Origin of the sequence: Dactylosporangium roseum (assembly GCF_025264685.1) — a bacterium.
Taxonomy (GTDB): Bacteria; Actinomycetota; Actinomycetes; order Mycobacteriales; family Micromonosporaceae; genus Dactylosporangium; species Dactylosporangium roseum.
Window position 1 is genome coordinate 702,591 of record NZ_CP073721.1, and the last position, 23,827, is coordinate 726,417.

The 23,827-nt window shown below is 71.5% G+C and carries 21 protein-coding genes and 2 pseudogenes; 18 read left to right on the forward strand and 5 right to left on the reverse strand.

The window, feature by feature from the left end; all coding sequences use genetic code 11:
* Window positions 1–40: 40 nt before the first annotated feature.
* The 9 genes and pseudogenes from Drose_RS03195 to Drose_RS03235 all read left to right on the forward strand — a co-directional run bounded on the left by Drose_RS03195 (window position 41) and on the right by Drose_RS03235 (window position 8,362).
* Complete coding sequence (locus Drose_RS03195) at window positions 41–961, forward strand: proline dehydrogenase family protein (protein ID WP_260726666.1); 921 nt, start codon at window positions 41–43, stop codon at window positions 959–961.
* A gap of 76 nt (window positions 962–1,037) precedes the next feature.
* Window positions 1,038–2,471, forward strand: a complete 1,434-nt coding sequence (locus Drose_RS03200; RefSeq protein ID WP_260729596.1) for a basic secretory protein-like protein — start codon at window positions 1,038–1,040, stop codon at window positions 2,469–2,471.
* A 1-nt stretch (window position 2,472) separates the two neighbouring features.
* Window positions 2,473–3,834, forward strand: coding sequence for an efflux RND transporter periplasmic adaptor subunit (locus Drose_RS03205; RefSeq protein ID WP_260726667.1), 1,362 nt, complete (start codon window positions 2,473–2,475; stop codon window positions 3,832–3,834).
* Window positions 3,831–4,502 (forward strand): annotated as a pseudogene (locus tag Drose_RS03210) (ABC transporter ATP-binding protein); the annotation flags it as partial. The gene Drose_RS03205 and the pseudogene Drose_RS03210, both read left to right, overlap by 4 nt.
* 82 nt (window positions 4,503–4,584) lie before the next feature.
* The gene (locus tag Drose_RS03215; protein WP_260726668.1) at window positions 4,585–5,769 is read left to right on the forward strand and encodes an ABC transporter permease; all 1,185 of its coding nucleotides are present in this window, start codon (window positions 4,585–4,587) and stop codon (window positions 5,767–5,769) included.
* 136 nt (window positions 5,770–5,905) lie between these two features.
* Window positions 5,906–6,121 (forward strand): helix-turn-helix domain-containing protein, encoded by a 216-nt coding sequence (locus tag Drose_RS03220; protein ID WP_259867406.1) that lies wholly within the window; start codon window positions 5,906–5,908, stop codon window positions 6,119–6,121.
* 108 nt (window positions 6,122–6,229) lie between these two features.
* The gene (locus tag Drose_RS03225; protein WP_007465623.1) at window positions 6,230–6,331 is read left to right on the forward strand and encodes a 30S ribosomal protein bS22; all 102 of its coding nucleotides are present in this window, start codon (window positions 6,230–6,232) and stop codon (window positions 6,329–6,331) included.
* 84 nt (window positions 6,332–6,415) lie between these two features.
* Entirely contained in the window at window positions 6,416–7,480 is a 1,065-nt protein-coding gene (locus Drose_RS03230; protein ID WP_260726669.1) for an NAD-dependent epimerase/dehydratase family protein, read from the forward strand.
* A gap of 21 nt (window positions 7,481–7,501) precedes the next feature.
* Window positions 7,502–8,362 (forward strand): lysophospholipid acyltransferase family protein, encoded by an 861-nt coding sequence (locus Drose_RS03235; RefSeq protein ID WP_260726670.1) that lies wholly within the window; start codon window positions 7,502–7,504, stop codon window positions 8,360–8,362.
* Between the two features lie 48 nt (window positions 8,363–8,410).
* On the opposite strand, the gene Drose_RS03240 is transcribed toward Drose_RS03235, so the two are convergent.
* The 3 genes and pseudogenes from Drose_RS03240 to Drose_RS03250 form a co-directional block, all read right to left on the reverse strand.
* Entirely contained in the window at window positions 8,411–9,334 is a 924-nt protein-coding gene (locus Drose_RS03240) for an HAD family hydrolase (RefSeq protein WP_343868864.1), read from the reverse strand.
* Between the two features lie 363 nt (window positions 9,335–9,697).
* Window positions 9,698–10,564 (reverse strand): annotated as a pseudogene (locus Drose_RS03245) (DUF5667 domain-containing protein); the annotation flags it as partial.
* A gap of 169 nt (window positions 10,565–10,733) precedes the next feature.
* Window positions 10,734–11,594, reverse strand: coding sequence for a sigma-70 family RNA polymerase sigma factor (locus Drose_RS03250; RefSeq protein WP_390891414.1), 861 nt, complete (start codon window positions 11,592–11,594; stop codon window positions 10,734–10,736).
* 513 nt (window positions 11,595–12,107) lie between these two features.
* On the opposite strand from Drose_RS03250, the gene Drose_RS03255 reads away from it, so the two are divergent.
* Genes Drose_RS03255 through Drose_RS03265 form a run of 3 tightly spaced genes read left to right on the forward strand, consistent with a single transcriptional unit; the run spans window position 12,108 to window position 14,502 of the window.
* Window positions 12,108–13,634 carry an AMP-binding protein gene (locus Drose_RS03255; protein WP_260726671.1) on the forward strand — a complete coding sequence of 509 codons (1,527 nt, stop codon included), beginning with the start codon at window positions 12,108–12,110 and terminating at the stop codon, window positions 13,632–13,634.
* Window positions 13,631–13,876 carry a glutaredoxin family protein gene (locus tag Drose_RS03260; RefSeq protein WP_260726672.1) on the forward strand — a complete coding sequence of 82 codons (246 nt, stop codon included), beginning with the start codon at window positions 13,631–13,633 and terminating at the stop codon, window positions 13,874–13,876. Before Drose_RS03255 ends, Drose_RS03260 begins: the two co-directional genes overlap by 4 nt.
* Entirely contained in the window at window positions 13,873–14,502 is a 630-nt protein-coding gene (locus Drose_RS03265) for an HAD family hydrolase (RefSeq protein WP_260726673.1), read from the forward strand. Before Drose_RS03260 ends, Drose_RS03265 begins: the two co-directional genes overlap by 4 nt.
* Window positions 14,503–14,543: 41 nt before the next feature.
* On the opposite strand, the gene Drose_RS03270 is transcribed toward Drose_RS03265, so the two are convergent.
* Both Drose_RS03270 and Drose_RS03275 read right to left on the reverse strand, forming a co-directional pair.
* Window positions 14,544–15,188, reverse strand: coding sequence for a response regulator (locus Drose_RS03270; protein ID WP_260726674.1), 645 nt, complete (start codon window positions 15,186–15,188; stop codon window positions 14,544–14,546).
* Between the two features lie 136 nt (window positions 15,189–15,324).
* On the reverse strand, window positions 15,325–16,629 hold the full coding sequence (locus Drose_RS03275; protein ID WP_260726675.1) for a sensor histidine kinase: 1,305 nt from the start codon (window positions 16,627–16,629) through the stop codon (window positions 15,325–15,327).
* Window positions 16,630–17,040: 411 nt separating this feature from the next.
* Here Drose_RS03275 and Drose_RS03280 point away from each other — a divergent pair, with 411 nt between their 5' ends.
* The 6 genes from Drose_RS03280 to galE all read left to right on the forward strand — a co-directional run bounded on the left by Drose_RS03280 (window position 17,041) and on the right by galE (window position 23,810).
* A complete protein-coding gene (locus Drose_RS03280; protein ID WP_260726676.1) occupies window positions 17,041–17,796 on the forward strand; it encodes a redox-sensing transcriptional repressor Rex in 756 nt (251 codons plus the stop codon).
* Complete coding sequence (locus tag Drose_RS03285; RefSeq protein ID WP_260726677.1) at window positions 17,793–19,079, forward strand: glutamyl-tRNA reductase; 1,287 nt, start codon at window positions 17,793–17,795, stop codon at window positions 19,077–19,079. Before Drose_RS03280 ends, Drose_RS03285 begins: the two co-directional genes overlap by 4 nt.
* 35 nt (window positions 19,080–19,114) lie before the next feature.
* Window positions 19,115–20,005, forward strand: a complete 891-nt coding sequence (gene hemC / locus Drose_RS03290; RefSeq protein WP_260729599.1) for a hydroxymethylbilane synthase — start codon at window positions 19,115–19,117, stop codon at window positions 20,003–20,005.
* Window positions 19,989–21,572: a bifunctional uroporphyrinogen-III C-methyltransferase/uroporphyrinogen-III synthase gene (locus Drose_RS03295; RefSeq protein ID WP_260726678.1), complete on the forward strand. Its 1,584-nt coding sequence runs from the start codon at window positions 19,989–19,991 to the stop codon at window positions 21,570–21,572. Before hemC ends, Drose_RS03295 begins: the two co-directional genes overlap by 17 nt.
* A gap of 15 nt (window positions 21,573–21,587) precedes the next feature.
* A complete protein-coding gene (gene hemB / locus Drose_RS03300; protein ID WP_260726679.1) occupies window positions 21,588–22,568 on the forward strand; it encodes a porphobilinogen synthase in 981 nt (326 codons plus the stop codon).
* Window positions 22,569–22,820: 252 nt separating this feature from the next.
* Window positions 22,821–23,810: a UDP-glucose 4-epimerase GalE gene (gene galE / locus Drose_RS03305; protein WP_260726680.1), complete on the forward strand. Its 990-nt coding sequence runs from the start codon at window positions 22,821–22,823 to the stop codon at window positions 23,808–23,810.
* The last annotated feature ends 17 nt before the right edge of the window (window positions 23,811–23,827 follow it).

The window sequence follows — 23,827 nt, forward strand, 5'->3', positions numbered from 1 at the left end:
CGCGTCACCGGACTCGGCACGATCTGTCTACGCTCGGCACATGCTCAGATCGGTCATCCTCGCCGCCGCCCGCTCAAACAGAGTCGAGCGGCTTGTCGAATCCGCTCCGATCAGCCGCGACATCGTGCGCCGGTTCATCGCCGGCGAGCACGTGGACGACGCGCTGGCCCGCACCCGCGAGCTCGCCGCCGGCGGACTGGCGGTGACGATCGACTACCTCGGTGAGGACACCACCAACCCGCAACAGGCCGAGGCGACCCGCGACGAGTACCTCAAGCTGCTCGACGCGCTGCACGCCGCCGAGCTGACCCCCGCGGCCGAGGTCAGCCTCAAGCTCTCCGCGCTCGGCCAGGTCTTCGACGAGAAGGTCGCCTACGAGCACGCCCGCGCGATCTGCGCCAAGGCCACCGAGGCCGGCACCACGGTCACCCTCGACGCCGAGGACCACACCACCACCGACTCGACGCTGGAGGTGCTGGCCCGGCTGCGGGAGGACTTCCCGACGACCGGCGCGGTCGTCCAGTCGTACCTGCGCCGCACCGAGGCCGACTGCCGGGAGCTGGCGGTCAGCGGTTCCCGGGTCCGGCTGTGCAAGGGGGCGTACAAGGAGCCCGAGTCGGTGGCCTACCAGAGCCGCCTCGACGTCGACAAGTCCTACGTGCGCTGCCTCAACGTGCTCATGTCCGGCTCCGGCTACCCGATGCTCGCCACGCACGACCCCCGCCTGGTGGCCATCGGCGAGGACCGCGCGAAGTGGTTCGACCGCTCGGCCGACGAGTTCGAGTTCCAGATGTTGTACGGCGTCCGCCCCGACGAGCAGCGCCGCCTCGCCGAGCTGGGATACACCGTCCGGATCTACCTGCCCTACGGCACCCAGTGGTACGCCTACATGATGCGGCGGCTGGCCGAACGGCCGGCAAACGTCGGCTTCCTGGCCCGGGCCCTGCGGTCCAAGGGCTAGCGACCGGTCCTAATGCCGCATCTCGTCCATACGGGCGACGCGGCTGCTTGACCGGGTCGCGTACGGTCCGGCAGTGATGAATGGGGAACGGCCGGACCCGACCGGGCTCGCGCGGGGAACGACCCGGCCGCCGTTGCCCCACCCGAGGCCGGCGGAGTTCTACCGCCCGCCGCTGCCCGTCTACTACTACCAGCAGCCGCCGGCCCCGCCGAAGCGGGTCAACGTCCTCCGGGTCGCGCTGCTCGTGGCCCTGGCCGTGCTGCTGATGGCGCCGGCGGGCGCGATCGCCTTCGAGACCGCCCGCCAGGACCGCACCGCGACGCTGAGCGGGCAGGGCCTCGGCACGTCCGGCGACCGGCCGGTCGGCGAGTCCGACGGCGGCCCGAAGGGCGTGTCGGGCGAGACCAAGGGCGCGCCGCCCACGACCGTGGACGGCAAGGTCCGCCGTGCCCTGTCCGACCAGGGCGCGGCCCTGCTCGGCGGCGACCAGGCCGCCTTCCTCGCCCCGGTCGACCAGACCGCCACCAAGCTCCGCGACGAGTTCGCCCGGCGGTTCGGTTCGCTGCGCCAGATGCGGGTCAAGGTCTGGGAACCGACCGTCGTCGACAAGGTCAAGGTCGTCGGCGACGGCACCGCGACCGCCAAGGTCCACGTGCGGTACTGCTTCGTGGTCGAGACCTGCGACCCGATGAACTTCCGGACCGCCACCCGGTGGAACGTCTCCGGCAAGACCGTCACGCTGCTCGAGTTCGGCGTCTCCGACGACCTCGGCCCGCGCCCGTGGGAGGTCAGCGAGCTGCGGACCGCGATCGGTCAGCGGGTGGTGCTGTCGACGACCCCGAGGTACGCCTCCCGTCTCCCGTCGATGCTCGCCAGCGCCGAGAAGGCCGCCGCGCTGACCGACCGCTACGCCAGGTGGGGCCGGCCGCCGTCGCGCTACGTCGTGTATCTCGCCGGCCCCGACGAGTGGTCGTCGTGGTACGGCATCAAGCAGGAGAACTGGGTTGCGGGCTTCGCACTGCCGCTCACTCCGGACGCGACCGAGATCGTCCTGAACGCCGCCCGCGTCGACGCCAAGGAGACGCTCGACGTGCTGCGTCACGAGTTCACCCACGTGGTGACGCTGGCGGGTGTCAACCGCGCCTACGACAAGACCTGGTGGTTCGTCGAGGGTCTCGCCGAATACGTGCGGGTGAAGGGCGACGGCAAGCCGTTCAGCCAGATGTCGGACGTGCGGGCGTTCGTCCGCAGTGGACACTGGAAGAACGAGATCGCGATGGACGACCCCCCGGAGGGGGCGAGCGCGAGCGACGTGAGCGGGCGGTACGGCATCGCCTACCTGTCCGTGCAGCGCCTCGCCGACCGGTTCGACGAGGAGAAGATGCTCGACTTCTTCGACCTCACCACCCGGCAGGGCGTGCCCCTCGCCGACGCCGCGCCGAAGGCGCTCGGCGTGAGCTGGGACGACGTCGCCAACGACTGCGTGAGGAACGTCAAAGCCCGGACATAGAATGGCGTGCGTGTATCGCGTCCCCCCGCGAGTGTCGCTGGTCGTCTCCGTGGCCCTTTTCAGCCTCGTCTCGCTGACGGCTGCCTCCTGCGACGGCGAGAACAACGACATCGGCCTGGGCAACGCCGGGCGCGCCGACGTGATCGAGGTCGTCGACGCGCCGGCCACCGTCACCGCCCGGGCCGCCGCGACCCTCACCGCGGCCGCCGACGGCACGCTCGTGTCGCTGTCGGTCAAGCCGGGTGACACCGTGACCGCCGGCCAGGTGCTCGCCGTGATCGACTCGCCGTCCGCGCAGCAGCGGCTCACGGCCGCCGGTGAGGCGCTCGACGCACTCAAGGGCGCGCGCGGGGGAGGGGGTGGGATCAGGAACCTCTCGGCGACACAGAAGAAGACCGACGACGCGGCGGCGAAGGCGTTCGCCGACGCGCGTGGCGCCGCACAACGGATCGCCGATCAGACGGTAAGGGCAGCGCTCCTGCACCAGATCGACCTCGCCGAGCGCACGTACCAGGAGGCGGCGGCGTCGGCCCGGGCGCTCATCACGGCGGTCCAGCGCGGCCTGGCGAGCGTCGACCGGGCGATGTCCGCGCTCACCGCGGCACAGCGGGCCCAGGCGCAGGCCGCGTACGACCTGGCGAGGTCCACGGTCGACGCACTGACCCTGCGCGCACCGGTCGCCGGCGTCGTGCAACCGGGCGGCACCTCGGCGGCCAGCGCGCCGTCGATCACCGACCTGCTCGGTGCCGCCGGGGCGGGCGCGGCGGGCGCCACCGTGGACGTGCCGCAGCAGTCCGGCCCGGGCGTCGACCCGGCGGTGCCGGTCGGCGGCAGGGTCGCCGCCGGCACCGCGATCCTCACCGTCGTCGACGTGTCCGAGCTGGGCCTGATGGCCGAGGTCGACGAGACCGACGTGCTGCTGGTCCAGCCCGGCGTCGCCGCGCGGGTCGAGCTCGACGCGGCGCCCGGCGCCACCTACGAGGCCACGGTGACCTCGGCCGACGTGTTGCCCACCGCGTCGGCGCGCGGTGGCGTCTCGTACCGCTCGCGGCTCAAGCTGGGCGCCGGACGCTACGCCGACGGCCGGCCGGCGCCGACTCCGCGCCCGGGCATGAACGCCGTCGCCCACCTGGAGGTCCGCTCGATCCGCGACGCGGTGACCGTGCCGGCGGCGGCCGTGTTCAACGTCGGCGGCAACGACGTGGTGTGGCTGGTGCGCGCCGGCAAGGCGGTCCAGACGCCGGTCAGCATCGGCGTCTCGGGCCAGGACCGGGTCCAGGTTCTGACCGGTGTGGCGGACGGCGACCGGCTGGTCGTCCGCGGCACGGACAAGGTCAAGCAGGGCATGGACCTGCGACGATGACCGCCGCCCTCGTCGCCGAGCGGGTGCGGCGGGACTACCCGCTTGACGGGATCACCGTGCCGGCCCTAAAGGGGGTCAGCTTCACCGTCGAGGCCGGCGACTACGTGGCGATCATCGGGCCGTCCGGCTCCGGCAAGTCGACCCTCATGCATCTGCTCGGCGGTCTCGACCGGCCGACCGAGGGCAAGCTGCTCATCGGCGGTCGGGACGTCGCCGGGCTCGGTCCCGAGGACCTCGCCCGGCTGCGCAACGAGACGATCGGGTTCGTCTTCCAGTCGTTCCATCTGCTCGCCCGTACCAGTGCGGTGGAGAACGTGGCACTGCCGCTCGTCTACCGCGGAATGCGGGCGGTCGAGCGGCGGCGCCGGGCGATCGCCATGCTGGAGCGCGTCGGGCTCGGCCACCGGCTCGACCACCGGCCCAACCAGCTCTCCGGCGGCGAGCAGCAGCGCGTGGCGATCGCCCGGGCCCTGGTCACCGATCCGCAGGTGCTCCTGGCCGACGAGCCGACCGGCAACCTGGACACGAAGAACGGTCAGGCTGTGCTCGCCCTGCTGGAGGCACTGAACCGGGAACAGGGAGTGGCGCTGGTGATCGTCACCCACGACCGGGAGGTCGCGGAGCGCGCCGACCGGCAGATCGTCATGCGCGACGGGGAGATCGTCGCGTGAGCGGTCCGGAGCGGAGCGGAGGGGCCGCTCACCATAAGTGCGGTGCGTGTGAGCGCGGCCGGAGCGGAGCGGAGGGCGCGTGAGGCTGGCCGAGGCTTGGCGGGTGGCCGTCGACGCCCTGCGGGCGAACCGGCTGCGCAGCATGCTGACCATGCTCGGGGTGATCATCGGGGTCGCGGCGGTCGTCGTGCTCGTGGCCATCGGCACGGGTACCAAACGCAAGATCGAACAGCAGGTGGAGGGACTCGGCTCGAACCTGCTCATCGTCGTGCCGGGGCAGGTCAACATCGGCTCGGCGCCGTCGGTCTCGCGGATGGACCTGTCCGACGTCGACGCCGTGTCGAAGATCGTCGGCGACCGCAACCGGGTGGCGGTGAGCGTGGCGTCGGGTGAGACGGTCGCCGCCGGCAACGTCGACACGTTCGCGACGATCAACGGGGTCATCGAGACGACGCCGCAGGTCTTCGTGCGGAGCCTCGCCCGCGGCACGTACCTCAGCCGCTCCGACGTCGACACCCAGCGACGCGTCGCCGTGCTCGGCTGGAGCGTCGCCCACGCGCTCTTCGGTGACCGGGACGCGGTCGGCCAGCAGGTCACCATCGCGGGCGTGCGGTTCCGGGTGATCGGCGTCTTCGCGCAGCTCGGCCAGAGCCTCGGCATCGACCGGGACAACGAGGTGCACGTACCGATCACGACCGCACAGCGCCTGCTCGGCACCAACCGGGTCGACGGCATCGCGATCAAGGCTCCGAACCGCGACGAGATCGACGAGCTGAGCGCCCGGATCATCGCCGAGCTGAGCCGCCGCCACCCGGGCACCGAGTTCAGCGCGGTCACCCAGGAGCAGATCCTCGGTGTGCTCGGTGACATCCTCGGCGTGCTGACCGGCGTGCTCGCCGCGATCGCCGGCATCTCGCTGCTGGTCGGCGGGGTCGGGGTGTCCAACATCATGCTCGTGTCGGTCCGTGAGCGGACCAAGGAGATCGGGCTGCGCAAGGCCGTGGGTGCCCGGCCGCGGGACATCGGCGTGCAGTTCCTGCTGGAGGCCGTGCTGCTGACCACACTGGGCGGATCTGCCGGGATGGCACTCGGCGTCGTGGCTGCCCTGGTGGTCGCCGCTCTGTCGCCGGTGCCGGCCGCGATCACCTGGTGGTCGTTGGCGCTGGCCTTCGGGGTGTCGGCCGCCGTCGGGATCATCTTCGGAGTGGTACCCGCACAGCGGGCCGGTCGGCTCGATCCCGTCGTGGCCCTGCGCACCGAGTGACGGCGTGGCGACCCGCCCGAGTTGATGTTGCGAGGAAAGATTCCGACGAAGCCGGGGCGCAAGTCACAGCAGTACCGTTACCGTACTGATAACACGCTGATGGTGGGTATACGGCGAGCGCTGGTCGGAGGTTGCGATGTCGAGTAATCCACATACCACCGAAGGCCGGCTGGGAGAAGTCAGGTTCCTGACCGTCGCCGAGGTGGCAACCCTGATGAGGGTCTCCAAGATGACCGTCTACCGCCTGGTGCACGCCGGTGATCTCACCGCGGTCCGCGTCGGTCGGTCGTTCCGGGTGCCCGAGCACGCGGTCGACCAATACCTGCGCGAAGCGTTCCGTGAGACGGCATAGCGGGGTCGTTTTCCGATCAAGCAGCGGTGCGGCTACCCTGGAGCCGCTAACCATGTCTTTGGCGTGCCAGCAATGGCACGCGTTCCGCTGTATCGAGGAGATACCCGTATGGGCTCGGTGGTCAAGAAGCGCCGCAAGCGTATGGCCAAGAAGAAGCACCGGAAGCTGCTGCGCAAGACCCGCGTCCAGCGTCGTCGTCTCGGCAAGTAGTAGCGCCTCGGCGGTCCGCCCCGGCCCCAGGCCCACGCTGAGCGCGGGTGTCGTCCGGGGACGGTCCGCTTGGAACGGAGTCGCGTGACCACGCCGCCAGCACCACGGGTTGTTCTGGTGACCGGGGTGGGCCGCTACCTCGGCGCGCGCCTGGCCGCCCGGCTCGCCGCCGATCCGCGCATCGAGCGGGTCATCGGCATCGACGCCGCAACACCGTCCGGCGAGCTCGCCGAGGTGCTGGTCGACGTCGACGTCCATCAGGTCGACCTCAGGACCCCCGGGGTGCTGAGGGTGATGGTCGGCGCCCGGGTCGAGGCGGTGGCGCACCTCGCCGTCGCCACCGCGGCGGATCAGCAGGGCGGCCGAGCGGCGATGAAGGAGCTCAACGTCATCGGCACGATGCAGCTCCTGGCCGCCTGCCAGCAGGCGACCATGCTGCGGAAGCTGGTCGTCCGCTCGTCCACGGCTGCCTACGGTGCGTCGTTCCGCGACCCCGCGATCTTCATGGAGGACACCGAGCCGCGGGAGATCCCGCGCGGTGGCTTCGCCAAGGACGTGCTCGACATCGAGGGCTACGTGCGGGGCTTCCGCCGGCGCCGTCCCGACGTCGAGGCCACCGTGCTGCGGTTCGCGCCGTTCATCGGCTCGACCGTCGACACCCGGCTGACACGCTACTTCGCCCAGCCGTTCGTGCCGACCGTGTTCGGGCGCGACCCCCGGTTGCAGTTCCTGCACGTCGAGGACGCGTTCGAGGTCCTGCACCGCTCGGTCGTCGAGGCGCATCCGGGCACCTTCAACGTGGCCGGGGGCGGCACACTGACCCTGTCGCAGGCGGTCCGGCGGGCCGGCCGGGTGACGGTCCCTGTGCTGGAGCCGGGGCTCAACGCGCTGGCCGGCATCGGTCGAGCCGGAGTGTCGCTCGACCAGGTCGACCTGTTCGTCCACGGCCGGGTGGTCGACACCACGCGCCTGATCCGCGAGTTCGGCTTCACCCCGCGTACCACTGCGGAGGCGTTCGCCGAGTTCGTGCAGAGCCGCCGCGACGGTGAGCTGCTGCCCGCGGATACGATTCGCTCGGTCGAGCAGGCACTGCTCGAAGGATTCCGCCGGACCCGTGCGGCCCGCGCCGCGTTGGAGAGTGGCGAATGACCGGAGCGGAGCGGAGGACGCATGACTGACCCTGGTCTTCCTGACGTGTGGGACGACCGGGTCGCCGGGGCGCTGGCCTTCCTTCGCGAGCGCCTCACCGGCGACTACGAGATCGACGGCTTCGGCTTCGACCGCCACCTCACCGACAGCGTCTTCCTGCCGGCGCTGCGCCCGCTGTACAAGCAGTGGTTCCGCACCGAGGTCTCCGGCGTGGAAAACCTGCCGAAGGAGGGCGCCGCGCTCGTCGTCGCCAACCACTCCGGCACGCTCGCGCTCGACGCGATGATGCTCTCGGTGGCCGTCCACGACGAGACGCCCGCCCGGCGCTACCTCCGCCTGCTCGGCGCCGACCTGGTCTTCCGCATGCCGGTCGTGTCGGAGGTGGCGCGCAAGTCCGGCGCCACGCTGGCGTGCAACCCCGACGCCGAGCGGCTGCTGTCGGAGGGTGAGCTCGTCGGCGTGTTCCCGGAGGGCTTCAAGGGCGTCGGCAAGCCCTTCGCCGAGCGGTACAAGCTCCAGCGCTTCGGCCGCGGCGGTTTCGTCTCCGCCGCGCTGCGCACCGGCACGCCGATCGTGCCGGTGTCGATCATCGGCGCCGAGGAGATCTACCCGCTCCTCGCCGACATCCGCCCGCTCGCCCGGCTGCTCGGCGCACCGTACTTCCCGGTGACGCCCACGTTCCCGTGGCTCGGCCCGCTGGGGCTGATCCCGCTGCCGAGCAAGTGGCTGATCGAGTTCGGCGAGCCCATCCCCACTGCGGGGTACGCTGACTCGGCCGACGACCCGATGGTGGTCTTCAACCTCTCCGACCAGGTGCGCGAGACGATCCAGCAGACGCTCTACAAGCTGCTCGACCGCCGCCCGGACGCGTTCTCCGCCTGATCCCTGCTGTCTTCGTCGGGGCTCACGCCCCCGTCAACCGGCGGCCGGTCAGGCCTGCGGCGCGGTCTCCGGCGTGGGTTGGGTCGGGGTGCGGCGGCGGCGCTTGCGCATTGCGGTCGCCGTTGCGAAGCCGCCGATCACGACGCCGGTGGCGAGGGCCGTCGGGATCGCGATCTTCGCCGCCTTGCGGCCGGTGCGGAAGTCGCGGATCTCCCAGCCCCGCTTGCGGGCCTCGCGGCGCAGCGCCGGATCCGGGTTCACCGCCACCGCATATCCCACCGTTGACAGCATCGGAGTGTCGTTCACCGAGTCGCTGTACGCCGCGCAGCGTGCCAGGTCCAGGCCCTCGGCCAGCGCGAGCGTCCGGATCGCGGACGCCTTCTCGGGACCGTGCATGAGGTCGCCGACCAGCCGACCGGTGTAGACGCCGTCCTCGACCTCCGCCACGGTGCCGATCGCTCCGGTCAGGCCGAGCCGCGCGGCGATGATCCGGCCCAGCTCGACCGGTGCGGCGGTGACCAGCCAGACCCGCTGACCGGCGTCGAGGTGTAGCTGGGCCAGCGCCAGCGTGCCCGCCCAGATCCGGTCGGCCATCAGCTCGTCGAAGATCTCCTCGCAGAGCCGCTCCATGTCCTCGACCCGCCATCCGGCGATGAAGGCCAGTGCGGCGGACTTGGCGTTGGAGACCGTGCCGGCGTGCTCCGACGCCAGCAGCCGGAAGCGCGCCTGCTGGTACGCGAAGCGCAGCAGATCGGCGCTCGTGAAGTACTTCCGCTTGGCGAGACCGCGGGCGAAGTAGTAGATCGACGCGCCCTGCATCATCGTGTTGTCGACGTCGAAGAAGGCCGCGGCGGCCGGGTCGGCCGGAACCTCGAGCGCAGCCTCCACCTCGGCCGCCGCCCAGCCGGCCGCAGACGCCACGACCCGGCCCGGCGGCCGTTTGCGCCGTAACGCCGAAGGTCGGATCGGCATGCGTCTGCCCCCTCGTCTGTCCTCGACGGTCTCATCCAACTGACCAACGGTACCGGCCCTGAACGCTGACAGGGCCCGGTGTCGTACACCGGGCCCTGTCGTGTTCTGGAAACCGCCCTCAGCCGAACAAGGTCAGCCGAACAGCCAGTCGAGCAGGCCCTTCGGGGACTTCGACGGCGCCGGTGACGGCTGCGGACCGGGCGAGGCGGACGTCGACTCGGTGGGGGAGCTGTCGACGACCACGCCGTTGCTGACCGTCGGCGTCGGCCGCTCGCCCGTGGTGCCGTTGTGGCCCGCGTTGCTCGGCTGCGGTCCGCCGGGCGGCTGGACGTTGTTCTTCTGCCCGCCCGGCTTGCACGCCGAACTGTTCGGCACCGGGCCGAGCTTGTCGGCCGCCGACGTGGCATTCGAGCCGCACTTGAGCAGCGGGCGCAGTGCCTTGGACCGGCGGTCGATCTCCTCGAGCAGCGTGACCGACTGGGTCACCCGGGTCCGGGCGTCGCCGCTGCTCGACGTGAGCAGCTTCTCGGCCACGGTCCGCTGGGCGCCGGCGAACGACTCGATGGCGTCGAGTGCCGCGGCCTCCTTGCGGGCGGTGGCCGTGGTGGTCAGCAACCGGACGCCTTCCAGTGTCTCGTTGTCCATGTCGTCGAGCACCGAGGTCAGGCCGTTCGGGTCCTTGACCGCATGGGCCTCGTCGAGGCGGGTGCGGGCGAACTCGAGGTACAACTGCCCACGGCTGATGTCCGAGCCGGCCAGCGCGAGCTGGGCCTTCTCGGTGGAGCGCTTGACGGTGTACAGAGCGTCACCGGGGATCGCGTCGCCGCTGGCTGCCGACATGCCCGACAGGGCCAGCGTGCCGGCGGCCAGGCCGACGACGATGGCACCGCGGGTGCGGGTACGGCGGCTGACCGCGGGGCGGCTGCCTGCGGGCCGGCGCAGCGAACGGATGCCCGAACGCCGGGCGGTCTCGGGTTCCGGGTCCTCGGCGGTGACCCCGATCCCTTCCCGTTCGGCAGTGGCCAGCAGCATGGCCCGCAGACCGTCGCGGAACTCCTGCTGAGCCTCGACCTTGACCGGCATCTCGGAAAGTCGCTGGCCGACCGACACCAGGTCGGCCAGGGAATCGTCGAACGTTGACCTCGTACGGTGCCGTCGGGCCCCCGCAGCCTCGTCCAGGAGCTGAGCGAACCGCTCAGCTCGCCGACGATGGAAGACGGAGCCAATCACCTGAGGCACCCCCCTTCGCTGATCGCGTCACTCAGGCGCGGCAGGGCAGCGGGATGGTGGGCCACCGCGTCCGCCGTGCGCCATGCCGACGGTCGCACCAGGACCAACGGTGCAGGGCGGAGGCTGGTTACGGCGCCGCGGGCGGCACTGTGACCAGAGGTGACAGGGGTCACGGTTGGAATCCGTCGGGCAGAAGCCGTGCGAGCGCGCGCACCGCACGGTACTGCAACGCTTTGATCGCTCCCTCGTTCTTGCTCATGGCCTGCGCGGTCTCCGCGACGGAGAACCCGTGCAGGAACCGCAGCACGATGCACTCCTGCTGCTCGGGGTTGAGCTGTTTGACGGCCTTGAGCAGGTCCACGTTGGTGATGTGGTCGATGACCGCCGCCTCCGGGCTGCCCTCGGGGCCCCGGTCGGGCCGGTCCGCGTCGAGGACGTCACCCGTGGTGACCTCGAGCCGGTACCGCCCGGACTTGAAGTGGTCGGCGACCAGGTTGCGCGCGATGGTGACCAGCCAGGCGCCGAGGTCACGGCCCTGCCAGGTGAAGCTGCCGATGCGCTTCAACGCGCGCAGGAACGTGTCGGCCGTGAGGTCCTCGGCGAGCTGCCGGTTGCCCACCCGGAAGTACACGAAGCGGAAGACCGTGTCGAAGTACCGGTCGTAGAGGAGACCGAATGCCTGCCCGTCGCCGGCCTGGGCCCGCTCGATGAGCGCCCACACCTCCGACGCTGGGTCGCCGCGGTCGGGCCGCGGCGGTGGCGGTGCCGGCTCGCTCGGCCCGGTATCGGTGAGCGTGTCCGTGCCGGCGAGCACGGCGGTCGGGAGCGGCACCGTGTCCTCGCCCAGCAGGCCCGCACCGGCGCCACCGGCAGGTCTGCCGTTCAGCCCACCGTTGGGTCTGGCGTTCGAGGCCGGACCCGGGCGGGCCGGAGCCTCGTTGGTGTGTGGGCGCCCGCGGGTGCGTGGGACGCTGCCGCCTTCGCCTCGGATCACCGTGGTGAACATGTCGTGCATCGAGTCCCGCAGCATCGACAGCCCATCGGCGAGTGCGTGCTCGGCGCTGAACACGTGCTGGTAACCGCTCATGCTTCGTAAGCCAGACCAGTAGGCTTATTCGGCGCGATCACGGGCACTTCGGCCTCCTCGGGGTGAGGGGTATCAACTCGCAACAAATGGGGTGAGTCGACTTGGGTGATGATAGGTCTGGCGTCACCCGCGTGTGGTCGCCTCCTGGCGTGGAGGCACAATTCTTTCCACGGATCGGTGTGCGACCGGCGCACATGCTGTCCGTCACGTCCCGGCGACACGCCGTACGACACGCCGAGAAAACGGCGAAACGGGTCGTAATCGCCTCGCTATTGCTTGGGTGCGACGCGCGCATTGCACACGAACGAGTGGACCGTTACTCAGTCGGCGTGTCGCCGGTCTGGCGCTCCGCACGACTGCGTTAGGGCACCATGCCACGGGACAGGGTGATTGGTGACGGGTGAACTCTCAGACGCTCGCGCATCACCCTTCCGGGCTGTGTCAGACTCAGCGACCGTGCAGGACGTTTCCAACTTCGCGGATCTGGTCCGGCGCGCGGCCGCCGGGAACGGCGACCGGCCGGCCCTGCGGTCGCATGACACGGTCGTCTCCTGGACCGAACTCGACCGGCAGGTCGACGCCGTAGCCACCCACCTGGTCGCCCTCGACCTGCCGGCTGACCAGCACGGACGCCCCCGCGTCGCGATCGCGCTGCCCAACGTGCCGGAGTTCGCCGCCGTCTTCTTCGGCGTGCTGCGCGCCGGCCTCGTCGCCGTGCCGGTCAACCCCGCCTATACCCCACGGGAACTGGCCCACGTCTTCGCCGACTCCGGCGCCGCCGTCCTCGTCGCCACGCAGTCGGTGTCCGAAGCCCTGGGCGCCGAGGGCCCTTTCCACCGGTACACCCTGGGCCGGAACCTCGCCGAACTGCTCGCCGGTGGCACGGCGGAGACCAGGAGTGGCGCGCCCGGGCCGGACCGGTCCGGGCGCGGCGAGGACCTGGCGGTGCTGCTCTACACCTCCGGCACCGGCGGCGCGCCGAAGGGCGCCATGCTGCCGCATCGCGCGCTGCTGGCCAACCACGCCCAGCTCGCGCAGCTCGACCCGCCGCCGGTCGCCGGCGACGACGTGCTGTTGCTGGCCGTGCCGCTCTTCCACGCGTACGGGCTGAACTCCGGCCTCGGCGCGGTGGCGTACCACGGCGCGTGCGGTGTGCTGGTCGAGCGCTTCGATCCGGCCGACGCGCTCGACACCATCACCCGGCACGGCGTGACCGGCGTCGTCGGCGTGCCGCCGATGTTCGTCGCCTGGTCGCTGATGGGCGAGCCGCTCACCCGCGCCTGGGCCGGGGTGCGCCTCGCGGTCTGCGGCGCGTCTCCGTTGGACCCGGCGGCCGAGCGGCGATTCGCCGAGGCGACGGGGAAGCCTGTGCACCAGGGGTACGGGCTGACGGAGGCCGCGCCGGTGCTCACGAGCACCCTGGCGAGTCCCACCGGCAAACCGGGATCCATCGGTCGGGCGATCCCCGGCGTCGAGCTCAAGCTCGTGGACGCCGACGGCGCCGAGATGCTGCTCGACGAGGACGACGAGGTGCGCACCGACCCCGGCGAGATCGTGGCCCGCGGACGGAATCTCTTCCTGGGGTACTGGCCGGACGCCGCCGGCGGACCCGGTGCTGACGGCTGGTGGTCGACCGGGGACGTCGCCTACGCCGACGAGGGCGGCGACCTGTTCATCGTCGACCGGCTCGGCGACCTGATCCTGGTCAGCGGCTTCAACGTCTACCCGCACGAGATCGAGATGGTGCTGGAGTCGCACGAGGCCGTGCTGGAGGCTGCCGCGGTCGGTGTGCCGCATCCGTACACCGGGCAGACCGTCAAGGCCATCGTCGTGCGCCGGCCCGGCTCGCAGGTGACCGCCGAGGAACTCATCGCACACTGCGAGCGGAACCTGGCAAGGTTCAAATGCCCGACGGCCGTCGAGTTCGTGGCGGAGTTGCCGCACTCGGCGACCGGCAAGATCCGGAAGGCGGCACTGCGATGAGGCTCACCCTGTTGACCCGGCCCGGCTGTCACCTGTGTGACGTGGCCAAGGAAGCGATGGCGCGGGTCGCCGCCGCCACCGGGGAAGAGTGGGCCGAGGTCGACATCACCGGTGACGAGGCGCTGGAGGACGAGTACGGCTTCCGCATCCCGGTGGTGCTCCTCGACGGCAAGGAGCACGGCTACTGGCGGGTCGAAGAGGACCGCCTGCTCCGTGACATCCGGCTATCCTCACCCGGGTGAAGCACCTGGTTTGGGACTGGAACGGCACGCTCCTCGACGATCTGAAGCTTGTGGTCGACGCCACCAACGTCTGCCTGGCGACCGTGGGCGGGCCGGTGATCACCGCCGAGGACCACCGGCGCGACTTCCGCCGGCCGATCCTGGACTACTACGTGCACGTGCTCGAGCGGCCGGTCGACCAGGTCGAGTTCCAGTTGCTCGACGACGCCTTCCACGACGCGTACCGGCTCGGCATGCAGCACGTGCGGCTCGCTCCGGACGCCCTGGAGGCGATCGGCAGGTGGTCCGGCACACAGTCGTTGCTGTCGATGTTCTTCCACGACGAGCTGCTGGTCGAGGTGGAGCGCCACGGGCTGAACGCCCGCCTGGCCCGGGTCGACGGCCTTCCCGGCACGGTCGGCGGCCACCGCAAGGCCACGTATCTCGAGCGGCACCTGGCGGCCCTGGAGCTGGACCCGGCGAAGGTGGTGCTCATCGGCGACTCCGTCGACGACGACGACGCGGCCAGCTCGGTCGGCGCCTCGTGTGTGCTCTATGCCGGCGGCTTCACCGACACCAGGCTGCTCGAGGCCACCGGGCTGCCGGTCGCTCACTCGCTGGTCGAGGCCGTGGAGCTGGCGCTGTAGCTCCTGGTTCACGACCGAGGCCCGCCGCGGCCCGGCCTCGGTCAGCTCTGCAGATAGGCGAGGACGGCGAGCACGCGGCGGTGCTGCTCGTCGTCCGGTGGCAGGTCCAGCTTGGTGAAGATGTTCTTGACGTGCTTCTCGACCGCGCCGTCGGTGACCACCAGTTTGCGGGCGATCGCCGTGTTGGACCTGCCCTCCGCCATCAGCCCGAGCACCTCCCGCTCCCGCGGAGTGAGGCTGCGCAGCGGATCGTCCCGGCGCCGGCGGACCAGCAACTGGGAGACCACTTCGGGGTCGAGGACGGTCGCCCCGGTGGCGACCCGCCGCACGGCGTCGAGGAACTCCGCCACCTCGGAGACCCGGTCCTTGAGCAGGTAGCCGACGGCGCCCGCGCGGTCGGCGAGCAGGTCGTCGGCGTACGACACCTCGACATACTGCGACAGGACGAGGATCGGCGTCCCGGGCACGCGGCGGCGCGCCTCGACGGCGGCGCGCAGCCCCTCGTCGGTGTGCGACGGCGGCATCCGGACGTCGACGATGGCGACCTCGGGTCGGCACTCGACGATCGCCTCGACCAGGCTGGGACCGTCTCCCACGGCAGCGACGACGGTGTGACCGCTCTCTTCGAGCAGTCGCACGAGACCTTCTCTGAGCAGAACCGCATCATCCGCGACGACAACTCGCACGCGCAGATCCTATGCGCCCCGCGTATCAGGCCGTCGGCGCGCACGCTTCGATGGCTCGGCGGGCACCCCACCCCCGCGGTGCGCCCCGGCGACGACACCTCCGAGCCCCGCGCCCGAATTGTCGGTCATATCCGTGTCAGGCCGGCAGGATCGCGGTCAGCCTGGTCCCGCCGTCGACGGGGCTCGTCAGGCTCAGCTCACCGCCGGCGGCCTTGATCCGGTCGGTCAGGCCGCGCAGGCCGTGGCCCTTGGCCAGGCTCGCTCCGCCTATGCCGTCGTCCTCGACCGTGACCAGCATGCCGTACGCCGAGCGCTGGAGCGTGACCTTGCACTCGGCCGCGTGGCTGTGCTTGGCCACGTTGGTCAGCGCCTCGGCCACCACGAAGTAGGCCGTGGTCTCGACACTCTCCGGCAGCCGGCCGATCTCCGGCAGCTCCAGGTCGACCGGCACCGTCGACCGGCCCGCCAGCGCGGTGAGCGCGGCCCGCAGGCCTCGGTCCACCAGGATCGGCGGGGCGATACCCCGGGACAGGGACCGCAGCTCCTCCAGCGTGTCCCTGGTCTGGCTCAGCGCCTCGGCCACCGTCGCGCGGGCCGCCGTCGGGTCGGTCTCGAACTGCAGGTCGGCGCGGCCCAGGTCCATGGCCAGCCGGACCAGCCGCTGCTGCGGGCCGTCGTGGATGTCCCGTTCCAGCCGCCGCAGCGCCGTCGTCTCGGCCGACACGGCGGCCTCCTTCTGCGCGCGGGCCGCGTCGCGGCTCGCCTCCGCCGCGGCCACCCGCTCGCGCAACTCGGCGACGCCGCTGAGCAGTGCCCGGGCGAACTGCGCCTCCAGCAGGGCGGCGCCGCGCACGACCGGCATCAGCGTGAGTGCGAAGAAGACGCCCAGTCCGGTGTAGAAGATGAGCCGGGTGCCGGTGCCCGAGCCGAGCCTGAGCAGCTCCGGCAGGTCGGTGTTGTTCGGCCCGCGGGGGATCGACCAGTCCCACAGGGGCACGGTCAAGCCGCCGATCGCGCCGGCCCACCAGACCACCACGAAGCAGAAGGCGATCGTGCTCGGGATGAACCGGACGATGCCGTGCAGCAGGTCCATCCAGGACTGGCCGTCCCCGAGCGGCACGAGGGTCCGGCGCCAGAAGCCCGCTCCGGGTTCCGCCTTCCGGTAGTACGGATGTGGCAACCGCGTCCGTAGGACCGGCCCGACGCGGGCGCGTTCCACGGTGGCGAAGCCCCGTGCCTGGAACAGCGTGGCCATCAGGATCGGGAAGCCGACGACCAGCACCAGCAGCCCCAGGCCGACCGCGAAGCCCGTGAGGAACAGGACGACGGTGATGATGCCCAGGGGGAACCCGAGAAGGACGTACTGCGTGTCGACGCCGAGCTGGCGGAAGACGCGGGAGATCCGGCCGTGGCCGAGGGCGGGGGAGATGGTCGTCGTCATGTCATCGACGCTAGGCATCGCACACCCCGCATCCCATCCCGTCGCCCGGCCACTTGCTGGTAGGGCCAACCCTACTGGAAACGTGTAGGCTGGCTACCGGTTCTCATGCGAACGTGCGCGTCCGCGTGTCGGCGGGGCGAAATGCCTGAATTGTGGTGATACTAGCCACAGCGCTCGCCCGCTGTCGGACGCGTCCGAGGAAGGGGGCACCAGGTGCCGCGGGGGCGTTTCTCGCGTGCGTGGTCCACACGGGCGGGCGCTGACCTCGATGTGGTGAGCGCAGACGCTTCAAGATCGCGATTTGTGCACGGCTTCACAAGCGCCTACTCTGTTGCAACGACGAACCCCGTTAGCACAGGCGGTCACCGCCATCGCCAGCGGCCTCGCATACCGTCGTCGTCACGGAGACTCATGAGCCAGCAGCGCACCGGCCCAGCGGACGGACCGGACTTTCCGGACCTTCCGGAGGCGACCGTCGCCAGGCTTCCGGAATACCTGCGCGCCCTGCATCACCTCGCGGAAGAGGGGCACGACACGGTTTCCTCGGAGGGTCTGGCCGCGGCCGCGGGCGTCAACTCCGCCAAGCTCCGCAAGGATCTGTCCCACCTCGGCCGTACCGGCACCCGGGGCGTCGGTTACGACGTCTCGCTCTTGATCGACCAGATCGAGCATGTGCTCGGCCTGACCCACCGCCGGGCCGTCGCGCTCGTAGGTGTGGGTAATCTCGGTCACGCCCTGGCCGGCTACGCGGGCTTCGGCAGCCGCGGTTTCCGCATCGCGGCGCTCTTCGACGCCGACCCGGGTCGGGTCGGCGAGCACATCAACGGCCTGGTCGTCCGGCACATCGACGACCTGCCCGAGGTGGTCGAGCAGGAGTCGATCTCCATCGCGGTCATCGCGACCCCGGCACACGCCGCGCAGCACGTGACCGACCGGCTCGTCGCGGCCGGCGTCACCAGCGTCCTGAACTTCGCACCGTGTGTTTTGAACGTCCCCGAGGGCGTCGACGTGCGTAAGGTCGACCTGGCCATCGAACTGCAAATCCTGTCCTTCCACGAGCACCGCAAGTCGGCGCTGACCGCGCTGCCGCCGGTGCGGAAGCCCGGGCGGGTCGGCCAGGACCTACAACGAGCCAACCGGCTCGGCGGGGAGGCGGTGGGGTCGTGAACCTGCTGGTTGTCGGAATGTCACACCGGACCGCCGGCATGTCGCTGCTGGAGCAGGTCGCCCTGACCGGCGACGAGGCGGCGGACGTGCTCGCCGAGCTGGTCGCGCAGCCCTACGTCGACGAGGCCGTGATCCTCTCGACGTGCAACCGCGTCGAGGTCTACGCGGCGGTCAGTGCCTTCCACGGCGGTCTCGCCGACATCGGCGGCGTTCTCGCCAGCCGGACCGGCCGGCCGGTCCACGAGATCGCGGCGCAGTTCTACGTCCACTACGAGATCGACGCCGTCCGGCACGCCTTCCGGGTCGCCTCCGGGCTCGACTCGATGGTCGTCGGTGAGGCGCAGATCCTCGGCCAGCTCCGCGACGCCTACGGCGTGGCCGGCGAGCAGGGCACCGCCGGGCGGCTGCTGCACGAGCTGATGCAGCAGGCCCTCCGGGTCGGCAAGCGGGTGCACGCCGAGACCGGCATCGACCGGGCCGGGCAGAGTGTCGTCAGCGCCGCCCTCGCGTACGGGCAAGGCGTCACCGGGTCGATCGAGCACCGCCCGGCGCTGGTCATCGGGGCCGGCGCGATGGGCGCCCTCTCGCTCGCGACGCTCAAGCGCTCCGGCGCCGGCCCGCTGTTCGTCACCAACCGCAGCCACGCCCGCGCCGAGCGCCTTGCCGAGCTGCACGGTGCCACGGCGGTGCCGTTCGCGGAGCTGCCGTCCCTGCTCGAGCGGGTCGACGTCGTCGTGAGCGCGACCGCTTCGCCCGAGCCGGTGCTCGACGCGGCCCTGGTGGCCGGGGCCGGGCGCGCATTGCTGCTGCTCGACCTGGCGCTGCCGCGCGACGTCGCAGCCGGCGTCGGTGACCTGCCCGACGTCACGCTGGTCGACATCGAGCTGCTGTCCGAGTCGCTGTCCACCACCGCCGACGCGGAGGAGCGGGCCGCCGAGGACATCGTCGTCGCCGAGGTCGAGACCTTCCTGACCTGGCTGCGCGGCGCCGACGTCGCGCCGACGGTCGCCGCGCTGCGGGCGCGTGCCGACGAGGTCGTGGGTGCGGAGTTGCGCCGGCTGGCCCAGCGCTGCCCCGAGATGACCGATGAGCACCGGGCCGAAGTGGCACACAGCATTCACCGGATCGTCCAGCGTCTGCTGCACCAACCGACGGTTCGTGTGCGGCAGTTGGCCGCCGCGCCCGGTGGTGAGGCCTATGCTCAGGCGCTGCGCGAGCTGTTCGACCTGCGGCTCCCGACATCCGAGATCGACCCCGCGGCGGCTGGGGAGGTGCACCCGTGACACTCAGGCTCGGAACCCGGGGCAGCGCGCTCGCGATGGCCCAGTCGAACACGGTGGCCGAGGCCGTGCGGCAACGCACGGGGCGTCCGGTCGAACTGGTGGAGATCGTGACGCCGGGTGACCGGTCGAGCGCTCCCATTCAGCGGCTCGGCGTGGGCGTGTTCGTCTCCGCGCTGCGTGACGCCCTGCTGGCCAACGAGATCGACTTCGCCGTCCACTCGTACAAGGACCTGCCGACCGCACCCGCCAAGGGCCTCGTGGTGGCCGCCGTCCCCCAGCGGGAGGACCCGCGCGACGCGCTCGTGGCCCGTGCCGGCATGACGCTCAACGAGCTGCCCGAGGGTGCCCGCATCGGCACCGGTGCCCTGCGGCGGATCGCGCAGCTCAACGCCCTCGGTCGGCGGCTGCGGCCCGAACCGGTGCGGGGTAACGTTGATTCACGGCTCCGCAAGCTCGCCGAAGGGCAGTTCGACGCCATCGTCCTGGCCCGTGCCGGGATGGCCCGGCTCGGACGGGCCGCGGAGGCGACCGAGGTCCTCGACCCGCTGTTGATGTTGCCCGCTCCCGCGCAGGGCGCACTGGCGGTCGAGTGCCGTGAGGACGATGTCGAGCTGCGCAAGCTCCTCAGCGCGCTCGACGACGAAGACACCCGTGCGGCGATCACCGCCGAGCGGGCGCTGTTGGCCGAGCTCGAGGCGGGCTGTTCCGCCCCGATCGCGGCACTGGCCGAAGTCGCCGAGGGCGACGAGGGGCCGGAGATTTATCTGCGCGGTGCTGTGTTCAGCCCGGACGGCGGCTTCGCCCTCCGGCTCTCGCGCACCGGAACGCTCGCCGACGCCGCGGAGGTGGGCCGAGCCCTGGCCCGCGACCTGCGCGAAGAAGGCGCCGACAACGCACTGGGAGTGCAGCATGACCCGCACCCGTAAGGGCAGCACCGGCCGGATCGCCTTCGTCGGGGCCGGCCCCGGCGATCCAGGCCTGCTGACGCGTCGCGCCCACGAGGCGCTGGTGACCGCCGACCACATCGTCTACGACCGCAACGTCCCCGAATCGCTGCTCGGCGTGATCCGCGCCGAGGCCGACCCGGAGGCCCAGTTCAGCCCGGCCGAGGGTGCGCCCGGCGACGTGGCCAAGGTGCTGCTGTCCGCGGCCCGGTCCGGGCTGCGCGCCGTCCACCTGGTCGGCGGCGACCCGCTGGCGCACGACACGGTGCTCAAAGAGGTGCAGGCCGTCGCCCGCACCGCGGTGCCGTTCGAGGTCGTGCCCGGCATCGGCCAGGCCGCCGGTGTCGCCACCTACGCCGGTGTGCCGCTGCCCGGCGTCCGGGTCACCGCCGACGTCGACGACGTGCACTCGGTCGACTTCGAGGCCATCGCCGCCGCCGTCGCGCGCGGCTCGGCGGCGCTCGCGGTCGACGCGGGCGACCTCGCCGCGGTCCGCGACGGCCTGCTGGCCGCCGGCATCGATCCCAACACGCCGATCTCGGTCACCGGCGACGGCACGGGCGAGACGCAGTACAGCTCCGCCTCCACCGTCGACAGCATGGTCGCCGCGGCCCTCGGCTTCGCCGGCCGGGTGGTGCTCTGCCTGGGCTCCGGCGTCTCGCAACGGGAGAAGCTCGGCTGGTGGGAGAACCGGCCGCTCTACGGCTGGAAGGTCCTGGTGCCGCGGACCAAGGAGCAGGCCGGTGCGATGAGCGAGCGGCTGCGGGCCTACGGTGCGATCCCGTGCGAGGTGCCGACCATCGCGGTCGAGCCGCCGCGCACCCCGGCGCAGATGGAGCGGGCGATCAAGGGTCTGGTCGACGGCCGGTACGCCTGGACCGTCTTCACCTCCGTCAACGCTGTCCGCGCCGTGTGGGAGAAATTCGCCGAGCACGGCCTCGACGCGCGCCACTTCGGCGGGGTCAAGGTCGCCTGCATCGGCGAGGCAACGGCCGAGGCCGTGCGTGGCTTCGGCATCGTGCCCGAGCTGGTGCCGGCCGGCGAGCAGTCGTCGGAGGGCCTGCTGGCCGAGTTCTCGCCGCACGACGAGATCCTCGACCCGGTCGGCCGGGTGCTGCTGCCCCGCGCCGACATCGCGACCGAGACGCTCGCCGCGGGCCTCACCGAGCTCGGCTGGGAGGTCGACGACGTGACGGCCTACCGGACCGTGCGCGCCGCGCCGCCGCCCGCCGAGATCCGTGACGCCATCAAGTCCGGTGGCTTCGACGCGGTCCTCTTCACCTCGTCGTCCACCGTTCGCAACCTGGTCGGCATCGCCGGCAAGCCGCACGCTCGCACGGTCGTCGCGGTGATCGGGCCGAAGACGGCCGACACGGCCGTCGAGTTCGGCCTGCGCGTCGACGTGCAGCCGCCGCACGCCTCGGTGACCGACCTGGTCGAGGCGCTCGCCGGCTACGCGGTCGAGCTGCGCGAGAAGCTCGCCGCGATGCCCGCGAAACAGCGTCGCGGCTCCAAGGTGCAGGGCCCGACTGCCCTGCGGTTCCGCTAGAGGGGGTCATGCCCTATGGGGTTCCCTGAGGTACGTCCGCGCCGTCTCCGGCGCACGCCGGCCATGCGCCGGCTGGTGTCGGAGACGCACGTCCAGCCGTCCAACCTGATTCTGCCGATGTTCGTGAAGGAGGGGCTGACCGAGCCGCGGCCGATCACGTCGCTGCCCGGAGTGGTCCAGCACTCCCGCGAGTCGGTGCGCAAGGCCGCCGCCGAGGCGGTCAGCGAGGGTGTCGGCGGCATCATGCTCTTCGGCGTGCCGGAGCGCCGCGACGAGACGGGCTCCGGCGGCATCGATCCCGACGGGATCCTCAACGTCGCCATCCGCGACGTGGTCGCCGAGGTCGGCGACGCCACCGTGGTCATGAGCGACCTCTGTCTGGACGAGTTCACCGCACACGGGCACTGCGGCCTGCTGGCCGACGACGGTTCGGTCGACAACGACGCCACGCTCAGGCAGTACGAGCTGATGGCCCTGGCCCAGGCCGAGGCCGGCGCCCACGTGCTCGGCCCGTCCGGGATGATGGACGGCCAGGTCGGGGTGGTCCGGCGGGCGCTCGACAAGGCCGGGCACACCGACGTGGCGCTGCTCGCCTACGCGGTGAAGTACGCGAGCGCCTTCTACGGACCGTTCCGCGAGGCCGTCGAGTCGGCGCTCGTCGGTGACCGCAAGACCTACCAGCAGGACCCGGCCAACGTGCGGGAGGCCCTGCGCGAGGTCGCCCTCGACGTCGAGGAGGGCGCCGACATGATCATGGTCAAGCCGGCGCTGCCGTATCTCGACGTGCTGGCCCGTGTCGCCGAGATGGTCGACGTGCCGGTCGCCGCCTACCAGGTCTCCGGCGAATACGCGATGGTCGAGGCGGCCGTCGCCAACGGCTGGCTGGAACGCGACCGGGCCGTCCTGGAGACGCTCACCTCCATCCGCCGGGCCGGCGCCCAGTTGATCCTCACGTACTGGGCGAGTGACGCGGCTCGCCTGCTGCGCCGCCTGTAGCCCGCTCCTCCGGTCCCTCTCTTACGCGTCGATCTTGCAGTTGTGGTGCCGAACAAATCGGGCATTCAGGGAGTGTCTCGGCACCACAACTGCAAGATCGACGGGAAGTGGCGTCGGGGTGCTGGGGTGGAAATCGTTCTCCCTGGTCACGGGTGGGTTACGGGATCCATCGGGGGAAACTTTCGGCCGAGGTATGTGTCAGCAACACGACAGACGCCCGATTCGATGAGATAAACCCTCGTTGCCCCCATCGTGAGATGGCTCGTCACCGGAGGCGCCGGGTACATCGGCGCACACGTCGTCACCGCCCTCAGCGAGTCCGGCATCGAACCGGTCGTCGTCGACGACCTGTCGACCGGCCGCGCCGCGCGGCTGCCCTTCGGCGTGCCGCTCGTGCGCGCCGACGTCCGCGACGCCGCGGTGATGCGTGACCTGTTCCGCCGGCACCGGCCCGACGGCGTCATCCACCTCGCCGCCCGCAAGGACGTCGCCGAGTCGAACGCCTTTCCCCTGCGGTACTACCAGGACAACCTCGACGGCCTGCGCGCCGTGCTGGACGCGGTCGCCGCCTGCGGTACCGGATCCGTGCTCTTCTCCTCCAGTGCCGCCGTCTACGGCACCCCGCGCCGGTCGCCGGTCCGGGAGCAGGACCGCACCCAGCCGGAGAACGCGTACGGGCGGACCAAGCTGATCGGCGAATGGATGCTGCGCGACGCCGCCGCGAGCGGGGCCTTCCGGTGGGCCGCGCTGCGGTACTTCAACGTCGCCGGCGCGGGCGCGCCGCATCTGCGGGACCACGGCGGCACGAATCTGGTGCCCCGCCTGCTGCGGGCCGCCGCGCTGGGGATCCCGGCCACCGTCTACGGCACCGACTACCCGACCGCCGACGGCACCGCCGTCCGCGACTACGTCCACGTCGCCGACATCGCCGACGCACACGTCCGCGCCGCGCTCGCCCTGCACTCCGGCGAGCTGCGCGACGAGGTCCTCAACATCGGCCGCGGCGAGGGCACCTCGGTCCTCGAGATGATCGCCGCCGTCTCGCGGGCGCTGGGCCGCGCGCTGCCGTACGACGCGGCGCCCCGGCGGCCGGGTGATCCGGCCGCGGTCGTCGCGAGCCCCGCCCGGATCCTGGCCCGGCTCGGCTGGCGGACCCGCTTCGACCTCGACGCCATCGTGCGTAGCGCGGCCTTCGAACCGGTCGTGGAGGACGCCGTGGAAGCCGCCCTGAAAGCCGCGTGACAGCACCCGAAACGTGA

Bases quoted from the DNA above. Each gene is read 5' to 3' on its own strand.
- Drose_RS03195 (WP_260726666.1), top strand. From the start codon at position 41: ATGCTCAGATCGGTCATCCTCGCCGCCGCCCGCTCAAACAGAGTCGAG.
- Drose_RS03200 (WP_260729596.1), top strand. From the start codon at position 1,038: ATGAATGGGGAACGGCCGGACCCGACCGGGCTCGCGCGGGGAACGACC.
- Drose_RS03205 (WP_260726667.1), top strand. From the start codon at position 2,473: ATGGCGTGCGTGTATCGCGTCCCCCCGCGAGTGTCGCTGGTCGTCTCC.
- Drose_RS03220 (WP_259867406.1), top strand. From the start codon at position 5,906: ATGTCGAGTAATCCACATACCACCGAAGGCCGGCTGGGAGAAGTCAGG.
- Drose_RS03225 (WP_007465623.1), top strand. From the start codon at position 6,230: ATGGGCTCGGTGGTCAAGAAGCGCCGCAAGCGTATGGCCAAGAAGAAG.
- Drose_RS03235 (WP_260726670.1), top strand. From the start codon at position 7,502: ATGACTGACCCTGGTCTTCCTGACGTGTGGGACGACCGGGTCGCCGGG.
- Drose_RS03240 (WP_343868864.1), bottom strand. From the start codon at position 9,334: ATGCCGATCCGACCTTCGGCGTTACGGCGCAAACGGCCGCCGGGCCGG.
- Drose_RS03250 (WP_390891414.1), bottom strand. From the start codon at position 11,594: ATGCTGCGGGACTCGATGCACGACATGTTCACCACGGTGATCCGAGGC.
- Drose_RS03260 (WP_260726672.1), top strand. From the start codon at position 13,631: ATGAGGCTCACCCTGTTGACCCGGCCCGGCTGTCACCTGTGTGACGTG.
- Drose_RS03275 (WP_260726675.1), bottom strand. From the start codon at position 16,629: ATGACGACGACCATCTCCCCCGCCCTCGGCCACGGCCGGATCTCCCGC.
- Drose_RS03280 (WP_260726676.1), top strand. From the start codon at position 17,041: ATGAGCCAGCAGCGCACCGGCCCAGCGGACGGACCGGACTTTCCGGAC.
- hemC (WP_260729599.1), top strand. From the start codon at position 19,115: ATGGCCCAGTCGAACACGGTGGCCGAGGCCGTGCGGCAACGCACGGGG.
- Drose_RS03295 (WP_260726678.1), top strand. From the start codon at position 19,989: ATGACCCGCACCCGTAAGGGCAGCACCGGCCGGATCGCCTTCGTCGGG.
- hemB (WP_260726679.1), top strand. From the start codon at position 21,588: ATGGGGTTCCCTGAGGTACGTCCGCGCCGTCTCCGGCGCACGCCGGCC.